The organism is Mycobacterium sp. 3-98, from assembly GCF_035918355.1.
GTDB classification, from domain to species: Bacteria; Actinomycetota; Actinomycetes; order Mycobacteriales; family Mycobacteriaceae; genus Mycobacterium; species Mycobacterium intracellulare.
In genome coordinates this window covers 4,535,911-4,552,114 of sequence record NZ_CP142360.1, presented here as the reverse complement: position 1 = coordinate 4,552,114, position 16,204 = coordinate 4,535,911, and the positions used below count along the sequence as shown (strand labels likewise).

Annotated in this window: 13 protein-coding genes; 7 read left to right on the top strand and 6 right to left on the bottom strand. The window is 69.0% G+C overall.

Annotated elements, in window-relative coordinates:
• Positions 1-124: 124 nt before the first annotated feature.
• A complete protein-coding gene (locus QGN30_RS21310) occupies positions 125-559 on the bottom strand; it encodes an HIT family protein (protein ID WP_009953969.1) in 435 nt (144 codons plus the stop codon).
• Between the two features lie 128 nt (positions 560-687).
• Here QGN30_RS21310 and QGN30_RS21305 point away from each other — a divergent pair, with 128 nt between their 5' ends.
• Positions 688-2,031, top strand: coding sequence for an amidase (locus tag QGN30_RS21305; protein ID WP_233042765.1), 1,344 nt, complete (start codon positions 688-690; stop codon positions 2,029-2,031).
• An 84-nt stretch (positions 2,032-2,115) separates the two neighbouring features.
• Here the strand turns inward: QGN30_RS21305 and QGN30_RS21300 are convergent, their stop codons facing one another.
• Entirely contained in the window at positions 2,116-2,640 is a 525-nt protein-coding gene (locus QGN30_RS21300) for a DNA-deoxyinosine glycosylase (RefSeq protein WP_038535517.1), read from the bottom strand.
• 40 nt (positions 2,641-2,680) lie between these two features.
• Here QGN30_RS21300 and QGN30_RS21295 point away from each other — a divergent pair, with 40 nt between their 5' ends.
• Positions 2,681-3,805: an adenylate/guanylate cyclase domain-containing protein gene (locus tag QGN30_RS21295; RefSeq protein WP_172417497.1), complete on the top strand. Its 1,125-nt coding sequence runs from the start codon at positions 2,681-2,683 to the stop codon at positions 3,803-3,805.
• 279 nt (positions 3,806-4,084) lie between these two features.
• Positions 4,085-4,657, top strand: coding sequence for a hypothetical protein (locus QGN30_RS21290; protein ID WP_065508569.1), 573 nt, complete (start codon positions 4,085-4,087; stop codon positions 4,655-4,657).
• Between the two features lie 43 nt (positions 4,658-4,700).
• On the opposite strand, the gene QGN30_RS21285 is transcribed toward QGN30_RS21290, so the two are convergent.
• The 3 genes from QGN30_RS21285 to QGN30_RS21275 all read right to left on the bottom strand — a co-directional run bounded on the left by QGN30_RS21285 (position 4,701) and on the right by QGN30_RS21275 (position 10,325).
• Positions 4,701-6,467 (bottom strand): serine/threonine-protein kinase PknH/PknJ, encoded by a 1,767-nt coding sequence (locus QGN30_RS21285; protein ID WP_248923563.1) that lies wholly within the window; start codon positions 6,465-6,467, stop codon positions 4,701-4,703.
• A 178-nt stretch (positions 6,468-6,645) separates the two neighbouring features.
• Complete coding sequence (locus QGN30_RS21280; protein WP_248923564.1) at positions 6,646-8,562, bottom strand: ABC transporter ATP-binding protein; 1,917 nt, start codon at positions 8,560-8,562, stop codon at positions 6,646-6,648.
• Positions 8,559-10,325 (bottom strand): ABC transporter ATP-binding protein, encoded by a 1,767-nt coding sequence (locus QGN30_RS21275; protein WP_248923565.1) that lies wholly within the window; start codon positions 10,323-10,325, stop codon positions 8,559-8,561. The genes QGN30_RS21280 and QGN30_RS21275 overlap by 4 nt, the downstream gene beginning before the upstream one ends.
• A gap of 181 nt (positions 10,326-10,506) precedes the next feature.
• Between QGN30_RS21275 and QGN30_RS21270 the strand changes: the two genes are divergently transcribed.
• Positions 10,507-11,064: a DUF3558 domain-containing protein gene (locus QGN30_RS21270; protein WP_008254722.1), complete on the top strand. Its 558-nt coding sequence runs from the start codon at positions 10,507-10,509 to the stop codon at positions 11,062-11,064.
• A gap of 8 nt (positions 11,065-11,072) precedes the next feature.
• On the top strand, positions 11,073-11,603 hold the full coding sequence (locus QGN30_RS21265) for a DUF3558 domain-containing protein (protein WP_009953976.1): 531 nt from the start codon (positions 11,073-11,075) through the stop codon (positions 11,601-11,603).
• A 94-nt stretch (positions 11,604-11,697) separates the two neighbouring features.
• Here QGN30_RS21265 and QGN30_RS21260 read toward each other — a convergent pair whose 3' ends face one another.
• Positions 11,698-12,201: a SixA phosphatase family protein gene (locus QGN30_RS21260; RefSeq protein WP_038535523.1), complete on the bottom strand. Its 504-nt coding sequence runs from the start codon at positions 12,199-12,201 to the stop codon at positions 11,698-11,700.
• 162 nt (positions 12,202-12,363) lie between these two features.
• On the opposite strand from QGN30_RS21260, the gene QGN30_RS21255 reads away from it, so the two are divergent.
• Together QGN30_RS21255 and QGN30_RS21250 are read left to right on the top strand one after the other, a co-directional pair.
• Positions 12,364-13,515 (top strand): metallophosphoesterase family protein, encoded by a 1,152-nt coding sequence (locus QGN30_RS21255; protein WP_008254730.1) that lies wholly within the window; start codon positions 12,364-12,366, stop codon positions 13,513-13,515.
• Complete coding sequence (locus QGN30_RS21250) at positions 13,512-16,133, top strand: AAA family ATPase (RefSeq protein WP_248923566.1); 2,622 nt, start codon at positions 13,512-13,514, stop codon at positions 16,131-16,133. The genes QGN30_RS21255 and QGN30_RS21250 overlap by 4 nt, the downstream gene beginning before the upstream one ends.
• Positions 16,134-16,204: the final 71 nt, after the last annotated feature.

Genomic DNA, 16,204 nt, shown 5'->3' with positions numbered 1-16,204 from the left:
TGGTGAAGAAACAACAGCATCACCACGAGTTACAGGGCATTAAACCGCTGCAGACGCGCGCTAAGTGTGGCTTTTGCCAGGTTGGTGCCGTTTCCGGTGCCGCCGAAGGACGGCCGCCATGGGCCTAATCCGGTTGACTTGCGTCGATACGGGCCAGTGCGTTGCGCAGAATCTGGCCGGTGGCGTCGCGGTCGGGGTCGCGGCGCAGCAGCATTCCTTTGGCCACCGACAGCTTGTCGCCGTTGCGGCGCGGCAACACGTGCAGGTGGATGTGGAACACCGTCTGGAAGGCGGCGCTGCCGTCGTTGATGGCGATGTTGGTCGCGTCGGCCAATTCCGTCGTGCGCGCGGCCCGGGCGATGCGTTGGCCCAGGGTGACCATTCCGGCCAGCGTCTCCGGCGTGGTGTCGGTGAGGTCGACGCTGTGCCGCTTGGGCAGCACCAGCGTGTGGCCACGAGTGAACGGGCGGATGTCGAGGATCGCCAGGTAGTCGTCGTCTTCGTAGATCCGGATGGCCGGAGCTTCCCCGGCGACGACCGCACAGAACACGCAGGACATGTCGCCCACGGTACTTGTTGCCGCCCCGCGGCCCCGCCGACGCCAGCCAGGGCCCGGCCCAATTACGGGGTTACGCTGCCGCAGTGAACGACGATCTCGCCTTCGCCGGCGCGGCGGCGCAAGCGCGCATGCTGGCCGACGGTGAACTGACCGCACCGGAGTTGCTCGAGGTCTACCTGGAGCGGATCGCCCAGCTCGACAGCCAGCTGCGGTGCTACCGCGTGGTGCTCGCTGACAAAGCTCGCTACGAGGCCGCCGTGGCGCAGGACCGCCTGGACGCGGGCGAACGGCTGCCGCTGCTCGGCGTGCCGGTCGCGATCAAGGACGACGTCGATGTCGCCGGGGAGGTGACGACCTTCGGCAGCGGCGGGCACCGGCCCGCGGTGAGCTCCGACGCGGAGGTGGTGCGCCGGTTGCGCGCCGCGGGCGCCGTCGTCGTCGGCAAGACCAATGTGCCCGAGCTGATGATGCTGCCGTACACCGAGTCGCTGACCTTCGGAGCTACCCGCAATCCGTGGGATCCCAGGCGCACGCCGGGCGGCAGCAGCGGCGGCAGCGCCGCCGCGGTCGCGGCCGGGCTGGCCCCGCTGGCGTTGGGCTCCGACGGGGGCGGGTCGATCCGCATCCCGGCGACCTGGTGCGGCGTGTTCGGCCTGAAGCCGCAGCGCGATCGGGTGTCGCTGGAACCCCACGACGACGCCTGGTACGGGCTGAGCGTCAACGGCCCCATCGCCCGCACGGTGATCGACGCGGCCGTGTTCCTGGACGCGACGTCGACGGTGCCCGGGCCCGAGGGGGAGTTCGTGACCGCGGCGACCAGCAGCCCCGGGCGGCTACGAATTGCGTTGAGCGCCAAGGTCCCAACCCCGCTGCCGGTTCGGGTCGGCAAGCGGGAGCTGGCCGCGGTCGACGAGGCCGGCGCGTTGCTTCGCGACCTCGGGCATGACGTCATCACGGCCGACCCGGAATATCCGGCCTCGGCGATCCTCACCAACTACCTGCCCCGCTACCTGCGCGGCATCTGCGACGACGCCGATGCCCTGGCTCATCCCGAACGCCTGGAACCGCGCACCCGCAACATGGCCCGCTTGGGGTCTTTCTTCTCGGACCGCCGGATGGAGTCCCTGCGGGCGGCCGAGGGGGCCGTGGTGTCGCGGATCCAGGCGATCTTCGACGATGTCGACGTCGTCGTCACGCCGGGAACGGCGACGGGCCCATCCCGTATCGGCGCCTACCAACGGCGCGGCGCCGTGTCGACCCTGCTGAGGGTGGGGCAATACGTTCCCTACCAACAGGTCTGGAACCTGACCGGACAGCCCGCCGCGGTGGTTCCCTGGGACCTCGACGCAGACGGGATGCCGATGTCGGTCCAACTCGTCGGCCGGCCTTATGACGAAGCGACGCTGTTGTCGCTGTCGGCGCAGATCGAAGCCGCTCGACCGTGGGCCCTTCGCCGGCCCCCGGTGTCATGAGACCGGACGGGCCTCCGCAACCAGCTGGATCTACGCGCGCCGACCCGCTTCGCCCGGCGGCGCCGCGCTCGCGATCGGCTGGATCTACGCGCGCCGACCCGCTTCGCCCGGCGGCGCCGCGCTCGCGATCGGCGCCCACGCCGCGAGCTTGGCGCCCGGCCGCATCACGTGGGCCGGGCTGGTCGACGGCAGCCGGTGGCACTGGATCTCGTCGGGCGACACCACCCGGCGGCGGTAGAGCTCGGCGGCCTTGGCGCCGTTGAAGTACACCGCCGTGATGGCGGGGTAGTCGGCAAAGAACGCGCCAAAGTCGTTGACCGTCAGGCTGGTTGGATCGATGGCCGAGTCGGAACTGCCGCGGCGGCGGCACGTGTGAAGAACATCCCAAAGCGCAATTCCGTGGGATTGCAGTCCCGCCAGGCGCCTGTCGTAGGGCGCGGCGGCGTCGAAGCCGAAAAGCTCAGCGGTGATCGACCAGAACGCGTTGCGTGGATTGGCGTAGTACTGGTCCGCCACCAGTGATTGCGCACTGGGAAACGACCCCAGAATCAGCGTCCTGGCGCGCTCGTCGACGACCGGCGGGAATCCCCGCAGCAACGGTGTGCTCATCACCTCACATCATGACGCGCCCGCGTTGTACGTTGGCGACGTGCACGACGGGGACGACCACACCATCGACGACCTGCTCGAAGGGCTCGAGGGAACCGCGCGCACGGAACGGGCCGAACTGGTGCGGTGGCTGTTCGAGCAGGGCATCACCGCCGAGGAGATCCGGGCGACCAATCCGCCTCTGTTGCTGGCCACCCGCCACATCATCGGCGACGACGGCACGTACGTGTCGACGCGGGAGATCAGCGAGACCCACGGCATCGACCTGGGACTGCTGCAGCGCGTGCAACGCGCCATCGGTCTGGTCCGCGTCGACGACCCCGACGCGGCCGTTCACATGCGCGCCGACGGCGAGGCCGCCGCCTTCACCCAGCGGTTCGTCGAGCTGGGCCTGGACCCCGAGCACGTGATTCTCGTGGTCCGGGTGCTCGCCGAAGGTCTGTCGCGGACCGCCGAGGTCATGCGGTACTCGGCGCTTTCGGCGATCATGCGCCCGGGCGCCAGCGAGCTCGAAATCGCGCAAGCCTCAAAGGCTTTGGTGACCAAAATCGCGCCTATGCTGGGCCCGATGATCCAGCACATGCTGTTCATGCAGCTGCGCCACATGATGGAGACCGAAGCGGTCAACGCCGCCGAGCGCGCCGCCGGCAAGCCGCTGCCGGGCGCGCGCCAAATCAGCGTCGCCTTCGCCGACCTGGTCGGCTTCACCCGGATCGGTGAGGCCGTCACGCCCGAAGAGCTGGGGCATCTGGCCAACCGGCTGGCCATCCTCGCCCGCGACATGACCGTTCCTCCGGTGCGTTTCATCAAGACCATCGGCGACGCGGTGATGTTCGTCTGCCCCGAGCCGCAACCGTTGCTCGACGTCGTCCTGAAACTCGTCGAAGCCGTCGACTCCGACAACGACTTCCCTCGGCTGCGGGCGGGCGTGGCCTCCGGCATGGCGGTGAGCCGTGCCGGCGATTGGTTCGGCAGTCCGGTCAACGTGGCGAGCCGTGTCACGAGCGTGGCGCGCCCGGGCACGGTCCTGGCGGCGGATTCGGTGTGGGACGTCATCGGGGAGCGCGGTGAGTTTTCGGCATCGTTCGCGGGCTCCCGCCACCTCAAGGGCATCAAGGGCGAGGTCAAACTGTTCCGCATCCGGCGCGGCGACGCCGAGGACTGACGGCCGCCGGCCGCGGTGACATCAATATGGGCAGGCCCGGTGCGACTCCAGGGGGCGTCTGACTCCGTCTTACGCGTGTCCTACGCGGCCGGATTCCTACCCCGTGTTCCGGCGCTTCGAATTGGTCGCTTCCCGGGCCTGCTTCGCTACCCAAAATACGCCGCACAACAGCCCGGATCAACGGGTTTTCAGGCGTGGAGATGAGTTCGGCGACCGGCCCGTCTTTCGCCCCCGGCGAACGCTGTTCCGTTATACGTGCAACGGTGTAATCATGTAATCATGAAAGCGCATCACACCCATGGGCGGCGGTACGGTCGCCCCGGAGGCTGGCAGCAAGCCCAGCAACCCGACGCCGGCGACGCCGCGGAATGGTTCGCCGGACGCCTTCCCGAAAAGTGGTTCGACGGCGACCCCACGGTGATCGTCGACCGCGAAGAGATCACCGTCATCGGACGGCTCCCGGACACGGCGAGCGCCGAGAGCGGGGAGAGTGAGGCCCGCGCGGCGGGACGGGCGTCGCGATTCCGCGAGGAGACGCGATCCGAGAGAATGCACATCGCCGACGAAGCCCAGGATCGCTACGGACGCAAGGTTTCCTGGGGGGTCGAGGTCGGCTCGGAGCGAATCCTGTTCACCCACATCGCAGTACCTGTGATGACCCGGCTGAAGCAGCCCGAACGCCAGGTGCTCGACACGTTGGTGGATGCCGGCGTCGCGCGGTCGCGCGCCGACGCCCTGGCCTGGTCGGTGAAGCTGGTCGGCGAACATGCCGAGGAATGGCTGGCCAAATTGCGCGACGCGATGACGGCGGTCGACGACCTGCGTGCGCAGGGTCCCGATCTGCAGTCGTAGCAATGCCGTGACGCCCTAACGGCGTTGGCGCGTAACCGTCCGGCTACTCGTCGGCGATTCTGGCGGCGATCTTGTCCGCGATCTGGGCGCCCTGGTCGCTGATGTGATACCCGCACGCGTTGATGTCGACGATCACGTTGTTGGCCACGGTCAGTGCGCGCTGGCACTCCCAACCGTCGGCGCCTTCCTGGGTGTCCATCAGCGTGATCTTCGGCGGGCTCCCTTGAACCTGAGCGAACGTCCACCGATAGGTCTTGCTCTTGTTCGTGACCGTGACCGTCTTGCCGGCGCAGCCCTTCCACTTCTCCGCAGAGTTCTCCAGGAAGCTCTTGGCCTTGTCGGCGGACGGAAACAGCACCACCGCTTGGTTCACCCAGTGGTCGTAGTTGTCGCCCGGCTCCGAGGACACCAGTCCACTCACCGAGGTGTAACCGGTGCCCGCATACACCGGGTCTTGGGTCGTGTAGAGCGCGCCCTGGCAGTCGGGCGTCGACACCGTCACCGACGAATGGTCCGTCGACGTAATGGGTTTGCCCGGCTGCATCGTCGACGAGCCCATCACGGTGTTGATATCGGACGGGCCGAGCAGCAGGGCGCTGAGACGGTCGGCCTCCAGCGGCGCGGGGGGTGGCGGTTCGGGATCGGGCCGCGTGACCAGCCAGATGCCCAACCCGCTCCCGAGGAGAACGAACACCACGGCGACGGCCGCGACGACGAGCCAGACGTTGCGGCGGGGCCTGGGCGGGGGCTGACCCCACGGCGTCGCATTGGCGAACTGCGGCGGCGGGCCGCCCCAATTGGCGCTGGCGCCTTGGTAATACGGCGCCGCGGACGGCGACGGCGGCGGGGTGTTGAACACGGGCTGGTACGGCCGGGGAGGCGGCGCGGTGCTCAGCCGGGGATCGGGGTTGACGGCCGTGGGCAGTGCGGCTTCCTGGCTGCGGCGCAAGATGGTGGCGGCGCGGTCTTGATCGGGGTGGCTCAGCGCCTGCTTGGCGGCCAGCGCGAGGTCGCCCGCGCTCGCGTAGCGGTCCTCGGGCCTTTTGGCCATGCCGCGCGCGATCACCGCATCGAAGGCCTTGGGGATGTCCGGGCGCCGCTGACTGGGCGCGGGTATGGGGTCCATCATGTGGGCGGAGACCAGCATGCCGGCGCTGTCGGCCCGGTAGGGCGGCGCCCCGGTCAGGCACTCGAACAACACGCACGCCAACGCGTAGATGTCGGCGCGGTAGGTGACCTCGGCGTCGGAAAACCGTTCGGGCGCCATGTATTTCCAGGTGCCGACCGCGGTGCCCAGTTGGGTGAGTTTCTCGTCGGTGGTGGCGCTGGCGATGCCGAAGTCGACGAGGTAGGCGAAGTCGTCCGCGGTGACCAGGATGTTTTGCGGTTTGACGTCGCGGTGCATGACGCCGGCGGCGTGGGCGGCATCGAGCGCGGAGGCGATCTGGGTGATGACGGCGACCGCGCGTGGCGGGGTCAGCGGGCCGAAGCGTTTCAGCACGCTGTCCAGGTCGGTGCCCTCGACCAAGCGCATCTCCAAAAAGATCTGGCCGTCGATTTCGCCGTAGTCGTGCACGGGCACCACATGGGGTTCCTGCAAACGTCCGGCGGTGCGGGCCTCGCGTTTCATCCGCTCGCGGAAGACGGGGTCTCTGCTGAAGCTTTCGGAGAGAAGTTTGACCGCCACGGTCCACTCTTTGACGGTGTGTTCGGCCTCGTAGACCTCACCCATCCCACCGCGGCCCAGCAGCCGTTTCAGGTGGTAGGGGCCGAACATCGACCCCGCCCGTGAGGCCTGCTCGTCGCTCATTGCTCATCCTTCCAACCCGACCCCCGGCCCGCCGTCCCGTGGCAACGTTGCGGACGCACGCCCGATCGTCGACCCGTGACCGAGCAATCATGACGGTAAGCGCCCACCCGTCGCGCCGCATGATAACGCCGACAATCGGCGGGCCAGCATTTCGTGGCCGCGACGCCGGCCGCGGTTGTCATGCGCGGGTCATGGCGTAGTAGGCGCCGCGCCGGGCCAGCAGCTCGGCATGGTTGCCTTGTTCGACGATCCGGCCCCCCTCGATCACCAGGATCCGATCGGCGTCGCGGATCGTCGAAAGACGATGCGCGATAATGAAACTCGTCCGATCCCGGCGCAGATCGCACATGGCGCGCTGGATGAGGGCCTCGGTGCGGGTATCGACCGAGCTGGTCGCCTCATCCAGGATCAGCAGCTGCGGGCGGGCAAGGAACGCGCGCGCGATGGTGATGAGTTGCTTTTCGCCGGCGCTGATGTTGGCGCCGTCGCCGCTGACCCGGGTTTGGTAGCCGGCCGGCAGCGACCGCACGAACGGGTCGACGTGGGCTGCCTCGGCGGCCGCCACCACCTCGTCGTCGCCGGCCTCGGGGAGCCCGTAGGCGATGTTCTCCGCGATCGTCCCGTCAAAGAGCCAGGTGTCCTGCAGCACCATGCCGATTTGCGACCGCAGCGAATGCCGGTCCAACGTGGCGATGTCCACCCCGTCGAGGAGGATCTGGCCGGAATCGACCTCATAGAACCGCATCAACAGGTTCACCAGCGTGGTCTTGCCCGCCCCGGTCGGTCCCACGATCGCCACCGTGCTACCCGGTTCGGCAACCAGCGACAGGTCGTCGATCACCGGGACGCCCGGCCGGTAGGCGAAGCTGACATGCGCGAATTCCACGCGGCCGGTCCAGCGTGGGGCGCCATCGGCAGGCGGGGGCGCCGCGGGCTGGGGATCCGGGGATTCTTCCGGTTCGTCGAGCAGGGCGAAGACGCGTTCGGCGCTGGCCACCCCCGACTGCAGGGTGTTGTACATCCCGGCCAGTTGGCTCAGGGGCGAATTGAATTGCCGCACATACTGAATGAACGCCTGGATGTCGCCCAGGGTGATTTGCCCGGTGGCCACCCGCAGGCCACCCACCACGGCGACGGCCACGTAGCCGACGTTGCCGATGAACGTGGTCGCGGGTGCCACCAGCCCGGAGAAGAACTGGGCGCCGAAACTGGACCGGTAGACGTCGCCGTTGAGGGCCCGAAACTGCTCGCGGGCCGCGGCCTGGTGGCCGAACGTCTTGACCACCGTGAATCCGCTGTAGGTCTCCTCGATGTGGGCGTTGAGGCGCCCGATGCTCGCCCATTGGGCGAGGAACAGCCGCTGGGAACGCCGCGCGATCGCCCGTGTCGCCAGCAGCGACAGCGGCACCGTCAGCACGGTGATCCCCACCAGCAGCGGCGAAATGGACAGCATCATCGCCAACACCGCCACCACTGTCAGGACCGAAGTCAGCAGCTGGCTGATCGTCATCGACAGGGACGACTGGACGTTGTCGATGTCGTTGGTGACCCGGCTGAGCAGCTCGCCGCGCTGGCGCCCGTCGAAGTACGACAACGGCAACCGGTGGATCTTGTCCTCGACGTCGGAACGCAGCGCCACCATGGTGCGCTGCACGGTGAGGTTGAGCAGCCGGGCCTGCGCCCAAATCAGCACCGAGGAAACGAGATAGAGGGCCAGCGCCAGCGTCAGTGTCCGCGCGACCGCCCCGAAATCCACGCCGTGGCCCGGCACCACGTTCATTCCGGACAGCAGATCGGCGAAGGTGTTCTCGCCCCGGCCGCGAGCGGCCGAGACGGCCTGTGCCTTGCTGATGCCGGCGGGAAGCTGCCGCCCGATGACGCCGTTGAACAACAGATCGGTGGCATGGCCGAGGATCCGCGGGACGATCACGCCGATCACCGTGCCCGCGAGGCCCAGCGTGATCACCGCGATGCTCAATCTGCGTTGCGGCGCAAGTCGTTTCACCAACCGGGCGGCCGAACCCCAGAAATCGCGGGATCGCCCGGCCGGCGGCGGGGCCACGCCCCGGGTCGCGGTGCTGGTCGACGAGGTCATTGCGCGCCCCCGACGTGGCCTGACGGCAAGGCGCCCACGGCTTGTGAGTCGGCGAATTCCGCGTAGGTGGCGCTGTCGGCGAGCAGCGACTCATGCGTGCCGGCGCCGACCAGCCTTCCGCCGTCGATGACGATCACCTGGTCGGCCTGGGCGGCGGTCGAAACCCGTTGGGTGACAACGATGACGGTGGCTTCCTTCGATATCTGCTTGAGGGCGGCGCGCACCCGCGCGTCGGTGTGCACGTCGAGGGCGCCGAAGGAGTCGTCGAACAGATAGACGGCGGGGCGGCGGATGACCGCCCGGGCGATGGCGAGTCGTTGCCGCTGCCCGCCGGAAAAGTTGATGCCGCCCTGGGCCACCCGCATCTGCAGCCCGTCTGGGTGCGCGCGCACGAACCCGTCGGCGTCGGCCACCCGCAACGCTTCCCACATCTCGTCGCCGGTGATGTCGTGCCCCGGGGCGGCGCCGTAACGCAGGTTGTCGGCGATCGTTCCGGAAAAGAGGTAGCCGCGCTGGGGGACCAGACCGATCGCCGACCACAGCAGCTCGGTGTGGTAATCGCGGACGTCGATGTCGTCGACCAGGACGGTTCCGCCGGTCACGTCGTAGAGCCGGCACATCAAGGAGATCAGTGTCGACTTTCCCGATCCCGTGCTGCCGACGATCGCGGTGGTGGTCCCGGGCCGGGCGATGAACGAAATGTCTTGTAGCACTGGGCGATCGGCGCCGGGATAGGTGAATGTTGCGCCGTCCAGGCGGACCACACCGGTGATTTTGCCCGGGGGAGACGCCGGGCCGGGCGGGTCGGTGACGGCGGGACGGGTGGTGAGCACCTCGGTGATCCGTTCGGCGCACACCGACGCCCGCGGCAACACCACCAGCGTCATCGTCGCCATCAGCACGGCCATCAGGATCTGCGTGAAGTACGCCAGGAAGGCGGTCAACGAGCCGACCTGCATCTGGCCGCGATCGATGCGCTGCCCCCCGAACCAGATCAGCGCGACGCTGGACACGTTGATGGTCAGCGTGGTCACCGGCAGCATCAGCGCCTGCCAGTTGCCCGCGGTCAATGCGGTGTTCGACAGCGCGGCGTTGGCGCGCGCGAAGCGGTCGCGCTCGAAACCTTCCCGGGCGAACGCGCGGACCACCCGCACGCCGGCCAGCTGGTCGCGCATCACGCGGTTGATGCCGTCGATCAGGCCCTGCATCCTGCGGGACAGCGGCAGCATGTGCGACATCACCCAGTAGTTGGCCACCGCCATGACCGGCACGCTGACCAGCAACAGCCACGTCAGCGCCGCCTCCTGGCGCAGGGCCATGACGATTCCGCCGAGGCACATGATCGGGGCGGTCACCAGCACGGTGGCCGTGATCTGGACCAGGTACTGGATTTGCCGCACGTCGTTGGTGCTGCGCGTCAGCAAGGTCGGCGCGCCGAATCGGGCGCTCTCGCGCTCGGAAAAGGTGAGGACGTGTTCGAACACCGCCGCGCGCAGGTCGCGGCCGAAGCCCATCCCGGTCCGGGAGCCGAAATAGACCGCGCCGACCGAGCACAACACCTGCAAGCCGGTGGCCCCGAGCATCACGATGCCCAGCCGGACGATCGCGGCGGTGTCGCCCTTGGCGACGCCCTCGTCGATGATGGCCGCGTTGACGGTCGGCAGGTACAGCGACGCGAGGTTGCTGATCAGCTGCAGCACCATCAGCATTGCGACCAGCCGGCGGTACGGCTGGATGTACTGGCGCAGCAGTGCCAGGAGCATGGGGTAACTGTCGCACACCGGCGGCCCGGGCGTCCCCGCCAACCGGCGACGGTCAACGCGCGCACGGCACTCGCCGGCGACATTGAAATACCTGCTCAGGCGCGTCGGTGGTTGACCCGCTGGGCTGCCGCTACAGTGCATCGTGTGGACGAGCAGCGGGCGGAACGGAAGCAGGGTAGCGGTGCGGCGTAGCGCGAGGGCGCTGGCTCTTGTGGCGTCAGCATTGACGATCCTGATTCCCGCCGTTGCCGCCTGCTCCGATTCCGGCGGCAACAAACCCGGGGCGACGGCGTCTTCGACGCCGCAGAAGGGGCAAGGCAACCACGGGCCGATGTTCCCGCAGTGCGGCGGCATCAGCGACCAGACGGTGGCCGAGCTGACCCGGGTGACAGGGTTGATCAACACCGCCCGCAACTCCGTCGGCTGCCAATGGCTCGCCGGGGGCGGCATCCTCGGGCCGCACTTCTCCTTCTCCTGGTATCGCGGCAGCCCGATCGGACGCGAACGCAAGACCGAGGAGCTCTCACGTGCCAGCGTCGACGACATCAACATCAACGGCCACGGCGGTTTCATCGCCGTCGGCAACGAGCCCAACCTGGGTGACTCGCTGTGCGAAGTAGGCATTCAGTTTCAGGACGACTTCATCGAGTGGTCGATCAGTTTCAGTCAGAAGCCGTTCCCGCCGCCGTGCGATATCGCGAAAGAGCTGGCTCGTCAGTCGATTGCGAACTCGAAATGAGGGCCCCGATGCGCGCCGCCGCCGTGGTTTTGCTGGCCGCGCTGCTGGTGCTGACGGGCTGCTCCAGGTCGATCGGCGGCAACGCGGTCAAGGCGGGCGGCAACGTGCCCCGCAACAACAACTCCCAGCAGCAGTACCCGAACCTGCTCAAGGAATGTGAGGTGTTGACCAGCGACATCCTGGCCAAGACCGTGGGGGCCGACCCGCTCGACATTCAGAGCACGTTCGTCGGCGCGATCTGCCGGTGGCAGGCGGCCAACCCGGCCGGCCTGATCGACATCACCCGGTTCTGGTTCGAGCAGGGCAGCCTGAGCAACGAGCGCAAGGTCGCGGAGTTTCTGAAGTACAAGATCGAGTCGCGGCCCATCGCCGGGATCGACTCGATCGTGATGCGTCCCGACGACGCCAACGGCGCGTGCGGCGTGGCCAGCGACGCGGCCGGGGTGGTGGGTTGGTGGGTCAACCCGCAGGCGCCGGGAATCGATGCGTGCGGGCAGGCCATCAAGCTGATGGAACTGACGCTGGCCACCAACTCCTAGCCGGAGGTTGCGCCACCGCGCCGAATGTCGACTTGTTGTCGTCGATTTCGCGTTTTGAGCCCAACAAGTCGACGTTCGCCGCAGCGGTGTGGGCTCAGCGCGGAACGACGAAGTCGATCAGCGACGCACCCCCGAGTTCCAGTTCCTTCCACGCGCACGGCACCGCGAGGACCGCGATCGCCGACGTCGGGAACTTGGCCGAAATGCGTTCGGCCGCAGCGGCGTCGGTGCCGCCGGCGCGGCCCAGCCCCAGCGCAAGCGCCGACATCGTCGGCTCGTGTCCGATGACGAGCAGCGTGCCGATGCCGTCGTCCACCGTGTTGATCTCGTCGATCAGCGTGCCCGGGGTGCTGGCGTAGAGGCGTTCGCTGTATCGCACCGGCGCAGCGATGCGGGTGTTCCGCAGTGTCTCGCGGGTCCTGGTCGCCGTGGAACACAGCACCCCGTCGACGGGGGGCACGTGGGCGCGCAGCCAGTCGCCGGCGAGCCCGGCTTGCCTGACGCCGCGGGGCGCCAACGGCCGGTCGTGGTCGCCGACCCCGGCCGGGTAGTCGGACTTCGCATGCCGCATCAACAGCAGGGTGCGCTCGGCAGTCACGAAGGATCAGATTAATCAGTGTGGCACCCCGCCGGCCACGCCCGCTGCGCCGGAATTTGCGCAGTGCCAAGACCTGCCGATCGAGGTCCCCCGTCTTGTCGGTGCGCAGACCTAAACTCGCGATGCCCCGGTAAACACGCAGTTCGAAAGGGGGTCGCCCGCATGCGATTCCTGCACACCGCCGACTGGCAACTGGGCATGACCCGGCACTTCCTCGCCGGCGACGCCCAGCCACGCTACTCGGCGGCCCGCCGCGACGCGGTTGCCGGTCTGGGGGCGCTCGCCGCGGAGGTGGGCGCCGAGTTCGTCGTCGTGTCGGGCGACGTCTTCGAGCACAACCAGCTCCCGCCGACGGTCATCGGACAGTCCCTGGAAGCCATGCGCGCCATCGGAATTCCGGTGTATCTGCTTCCGGGCAACCACGACCCCCTGGACGCCTCATCGGTGTACACCAGCGCGCTGTTCGCCGCCGAGCGTCCCGACAACGTCGTGGTGCTCGACCGTGCCGGCGTGCATCAGGTGCGCCCCGGCCTGGAGATCGTCGCCGCGCCGTGGCGGTCGAAGGTGCCGACCACCGACCTGGTCGCCGACGTCCTCGACGGCCTGCCCGCGGCCGCGGGCACCCGAATCCTCGTCGCGCACGGCGGGGTCGACGTCCTGGACCCCGACAAGGACAAGCCCTCGCTGATCCGGCTCGCCACCCTCGACGACGCGCTGTCCCGCGGCGCGGTGCACTATGTGGCGCTGGGGGACAAGCACTCTCTGACCCAGGTCGGCGACAGCGGCCGGGTCTGGTATTCCGGATCGCCGGAAGTCACCAACTTCGATGACGTGGAATCCGACCCGGGCCACGTCCTGGTCGTGGACGTCGACGAAACCGACCCGCGGGGCGCGGTCTCGGTGACCGCACGAGACGTCGGACGCTGGCGCTTCGTCACGCTGCACCGTCAGGTCGACACGAGCCGCGACATCGCCGACCTCGACGTGAACCTGGACCTGATGACCGACAAGGACCGAACCGTGGTGCGCCTGGCGCTCACCGGGTCGTTGACGGTCACCGACCGCGCCGCCCTGGACGCCTGCCTGGACAAATACGCGCGGTTGTTCGCCTGGCTGGGCCTGTGGGAACGGCGCACCGACCTGGCGGTGATCCCCGCCGACGGCGAGTTCAGCGATCTCGGGATCGGGGGATTCGCCGCCGCGGCGGTCGAGGAGCTGATGGCGACGGCGCGCGAGGAGGATTCCGCCACCGCCGGCGACGCCCAGGCGGCGCTGGCGCTGCTGCTGCGCCTCGCCGATCGGGGCGCGGCGTGAAGCTGCACCGGTTGATCCTGACGAACTACCGCGGCATCTCGCACCGGGAGATCGAATTCCCCGACCACGGCGTCGTGGTGGTGTGCGGCGCCAACGAGATCGGCAAGTCGTCGATGATCGAGGCGCTGGACCTGCTCCTGGAGTCCCGGGATCGGTCGACGAAGAAGGAAGTCAAGCAGGTCAAACCCACCCACAGCGACGTGGGCTCCGAGGTCTCCGCCGAAATCAGTTGCGGCCCCTACCGTTTCGTCTATCGCAAGCGGTTTCACAAGAAGTGCGAGACGGAGCTGACGATCATCACGCCGTGCCGCGAACAGCTGACCGGCGACGAAGCCCACGAACGGGTGCGGGCGATGCTGGCCGAGACGGTGGACAGCGACCTCTGGCATGCCCAGCGTGTGCTGCAGTCGGCGTCGACCGCCGCGGTGGACTTGTCCGGGTGCGACGCGCTGTCACGCGCGCTCGATGTGGCCGCCGGCGACAGCGGCGGGCTCTGTGGCACCGAGCCGTTGCTGATCGAGCGGATCGACACCGAATACGCGCGGTACTTCACCCCGACCGGGCGTCCGACGGGGCCGTGGGCCGCCGCGATCGCCCGGCTCGCCGACGCCGAGGCCGCGGTCGCCGAGTGCGCGGCCGCCGTCGCCGAGGTCGACGACCGGGTCGCTCGCCACGCCGTTTTGACCGAGCAGGTGGCCGACTTCTCCCAGCGGCGCATCGCCGCCGGCCCGCGCGTGGCGGCCGCCCGGGAAGCCGCCGACCGGATCGCCGAGCTCACCGCGCAGCAGCGCGAAGCCCAGTTGGTCGCCGAGGCCGCGGACGCCACCAGCGCCGCGGCGACCGCCGCCCACACCAGCCGTTTGCAGCTGCTCGCCGAAATCGACGCCCGCGCCGCCGCTGTCGCCGAAACGGAAGCCCAGGCGGACCAAGCCGCGTCCGCGCACGCGTCGGCGCGCGCCGAGGCCGAGGCGTGCGACGCCACGCTCCAGCGGGCCACGCAGGTCCTGGCCGACCTGCAGTGCCGGGTCGACGCCGCGCGCCGCGGCGTCGACCGGCTCGCCGACCTCGAGGAGGCCGACCGGTTGAGCACCCGGCTGGCCAAGGTCGACGCCATCGAGCGGGATCGTGAGCGAATCTGCGCCGAGCTCAGCACGATCGCCGTCACCGAGGAACTGCTGCGACGAATCGAGGACGCCTGCGCCGCGGTCGATCGCATCGGGGACCAGTTGGCGTCGACGTCGGCGGCGATCGAATTCACCGCCGCCGCGGACATTCACCTGGTGGTCGGCGGTGAGCGAATCTCGTTGTCGGCGGGGCAGAGCTGGTCGATCACCGCCGCCGGGTCCACCGTGGTCGAGGTGTCCGACGTCCTGACCGCCCGGGTCACCCCCGGCGCGACCACGCTGGATATCCACACGAAACATGCTGCGGCACAACAAGAAATGGCGGCGGCGCTGGCCGCCGCCGAGGTGGCCGATCTCGCCGCCGCGCGCTCGGCCGACCAGCGGCGCCGCGAGCTGGTGAGCGCCCGCGATCAGCTCGGCGCCACGCTGGCCGGTCTGTGCGGCGACGAGCAGATCGACGAGATGCGCTCGCGCCTGGCGCAGCTGCGGGCCCAGCACCCGGCCGAGCCGGCGCCCGGTGCCACGGACATCGGCGCCGCCCGCGCCGAACTCGACGCGGCCCAGCAGGGTCACGCGGCGGCGTCGACCGACTGCGAGGCTCACCGCCAGGCCGCCACCACCGCCGCCGCGGCGCTGGCCGAGTTATCCACCCGGGCAACCGTTCTGCAGAACACGTTGGAAGCCCAGCGGGCCGAGCTGCAGGCGACCGCGGGCCGGCTGGCCGCCGAGCGCGCCTCGGTCAGCGACGAGGAACTCGCGGCGTCGGCGGACTCGGCGTTGCGGGCCGCGCAGGCCGCGGACCAACGAGTCGGCGAGCTCGCCGCCGCCTTGGCCGCCGCGTCCCCCGATGCCGTTGCCGCCGAATTGGCCGAGGCCACAAAGGAAGCCGAGTCGCTGCGGGAGCGCTACGAAGAAGCCGCCCGCGCGTTGCGTGAGATCACCATCGAACTCTCGGTGTTCGGCAGTGAGGGGCGCCAGGGCAAGCTGGACGCCGCGGAAACGGAGCGCGAGCACGCCGCCACGGAGCACAGTCAGATCGGCGCGCGGGCCCGGGCCGCGAAACTGCTGCGCTCGGCCATGACGCGTCACCGCGACACCACGCGCAGACGCTACGTCGAGCCTTATCGCGCGGAGCTGCAGCGGCTCGGACGTCCCGTGTTCGGGCCGAGTTTCGAGGTCGACATCGACAGCGACCTGTGCATCCGTAGCCGCACGCTCAACGGCATCACGGTGCCCTATGAATCCTTGTCGGGCGGCGCCAAGGAGCAACTGGGCATCCTGGCCCGGCTCGCCGGTGCCGCCCTGGTCGCCAAGGAGGACGCCGTGCCGGTGGTCGTCGACGACGCACTGGGTTTCACCGACCCCGACCGGCTGGCCAAAATGGGTCAGTTGTTCGACAGCGTCGGCACTCACGGGCAGGTGATCGTGCTCACCTGCAGTCCCGACCGTTACGACGGTGTCCGGGGCGCGCATCGCATCGACCTCACCGCCTGAGGGCCGCTGACCTCAGCCGATACCGCCGGGTGTGACGACTCGGCGCGTGCCGGGATGCGCTGCCTGCAGAA

What these genes read in the sequence shown, in the direction of transcription:
- QGN30_RS21310 (WP_009953969.1), bottom strand. Translation starts at nt 559, where the DNA reads ATGTCCTGCGTGTTCTGTGCGGTCGTCGCCGGGGAAGCTCCGGCCATC.
- QGN30_RS21255 (WP_008254730.1), top strand. Translation starts at nt 12,364, where the DNA reads ATGCGATTCCTGCACACCGCCGACTGGCAACTGGGCATGACCCGGCAC.
- QGN30_RS21305 (WP_233042765.1), top strand. Translation starts at nt 688, where the DNA reads ATGCTGGCCGACGGTGAACTGACCGCACCGGAGTTGCTCGAGGTCTAC.
- QGN30_RS21285 (WP_248923563.1), bottom strand. Translation starts at nt 6,467, where the DNA reads ATGAGCGACGAGCAGGCCTCACGGGCGGGGTCGATGTTCGGCCCCTAC.
- QGN30_RS21280 (WP_248923564.1), bottom strand. Translation starts at nt 8,562, where the DNA reads ATGACCTCGTCGACCAGCACCGCGACCCGGGGCGTGGCCCCGCCGCCG.
- QGN30_RS21300 (WP_038535517.1), bottom strand. Translation starts at nt 2,640, where the DNA reads ATGAGCACACCGTTGCTGCGGGGATTCCCGCCGGTCGTCGACGAGCGC.
- QGN30_RS21265 (WP_009953976.1), top strand. Translation starts at nt 11,073, where the DNA reads ATGCGCGCCGCCGCCGTGGTTTTGCTGGCCGCGCTGCTGGTGCTGACG.
- QGN30_RS21275 (WP_248923565.1), bottom strand. Translation starts at nt 10,325, where the DNA reads ATGCTCCTGGCACTGCTGCGCCAGTACATCCAGCCGTACCGCCGGCTG.
- QGN30_RS21290 (WP_065508569.1), top strand. Translation starts at nt 4,085, where the DNA reads ATGAAAGCGCATCACACCCATGGGCGGCGGTACGGTCGCCCCGGAGGC.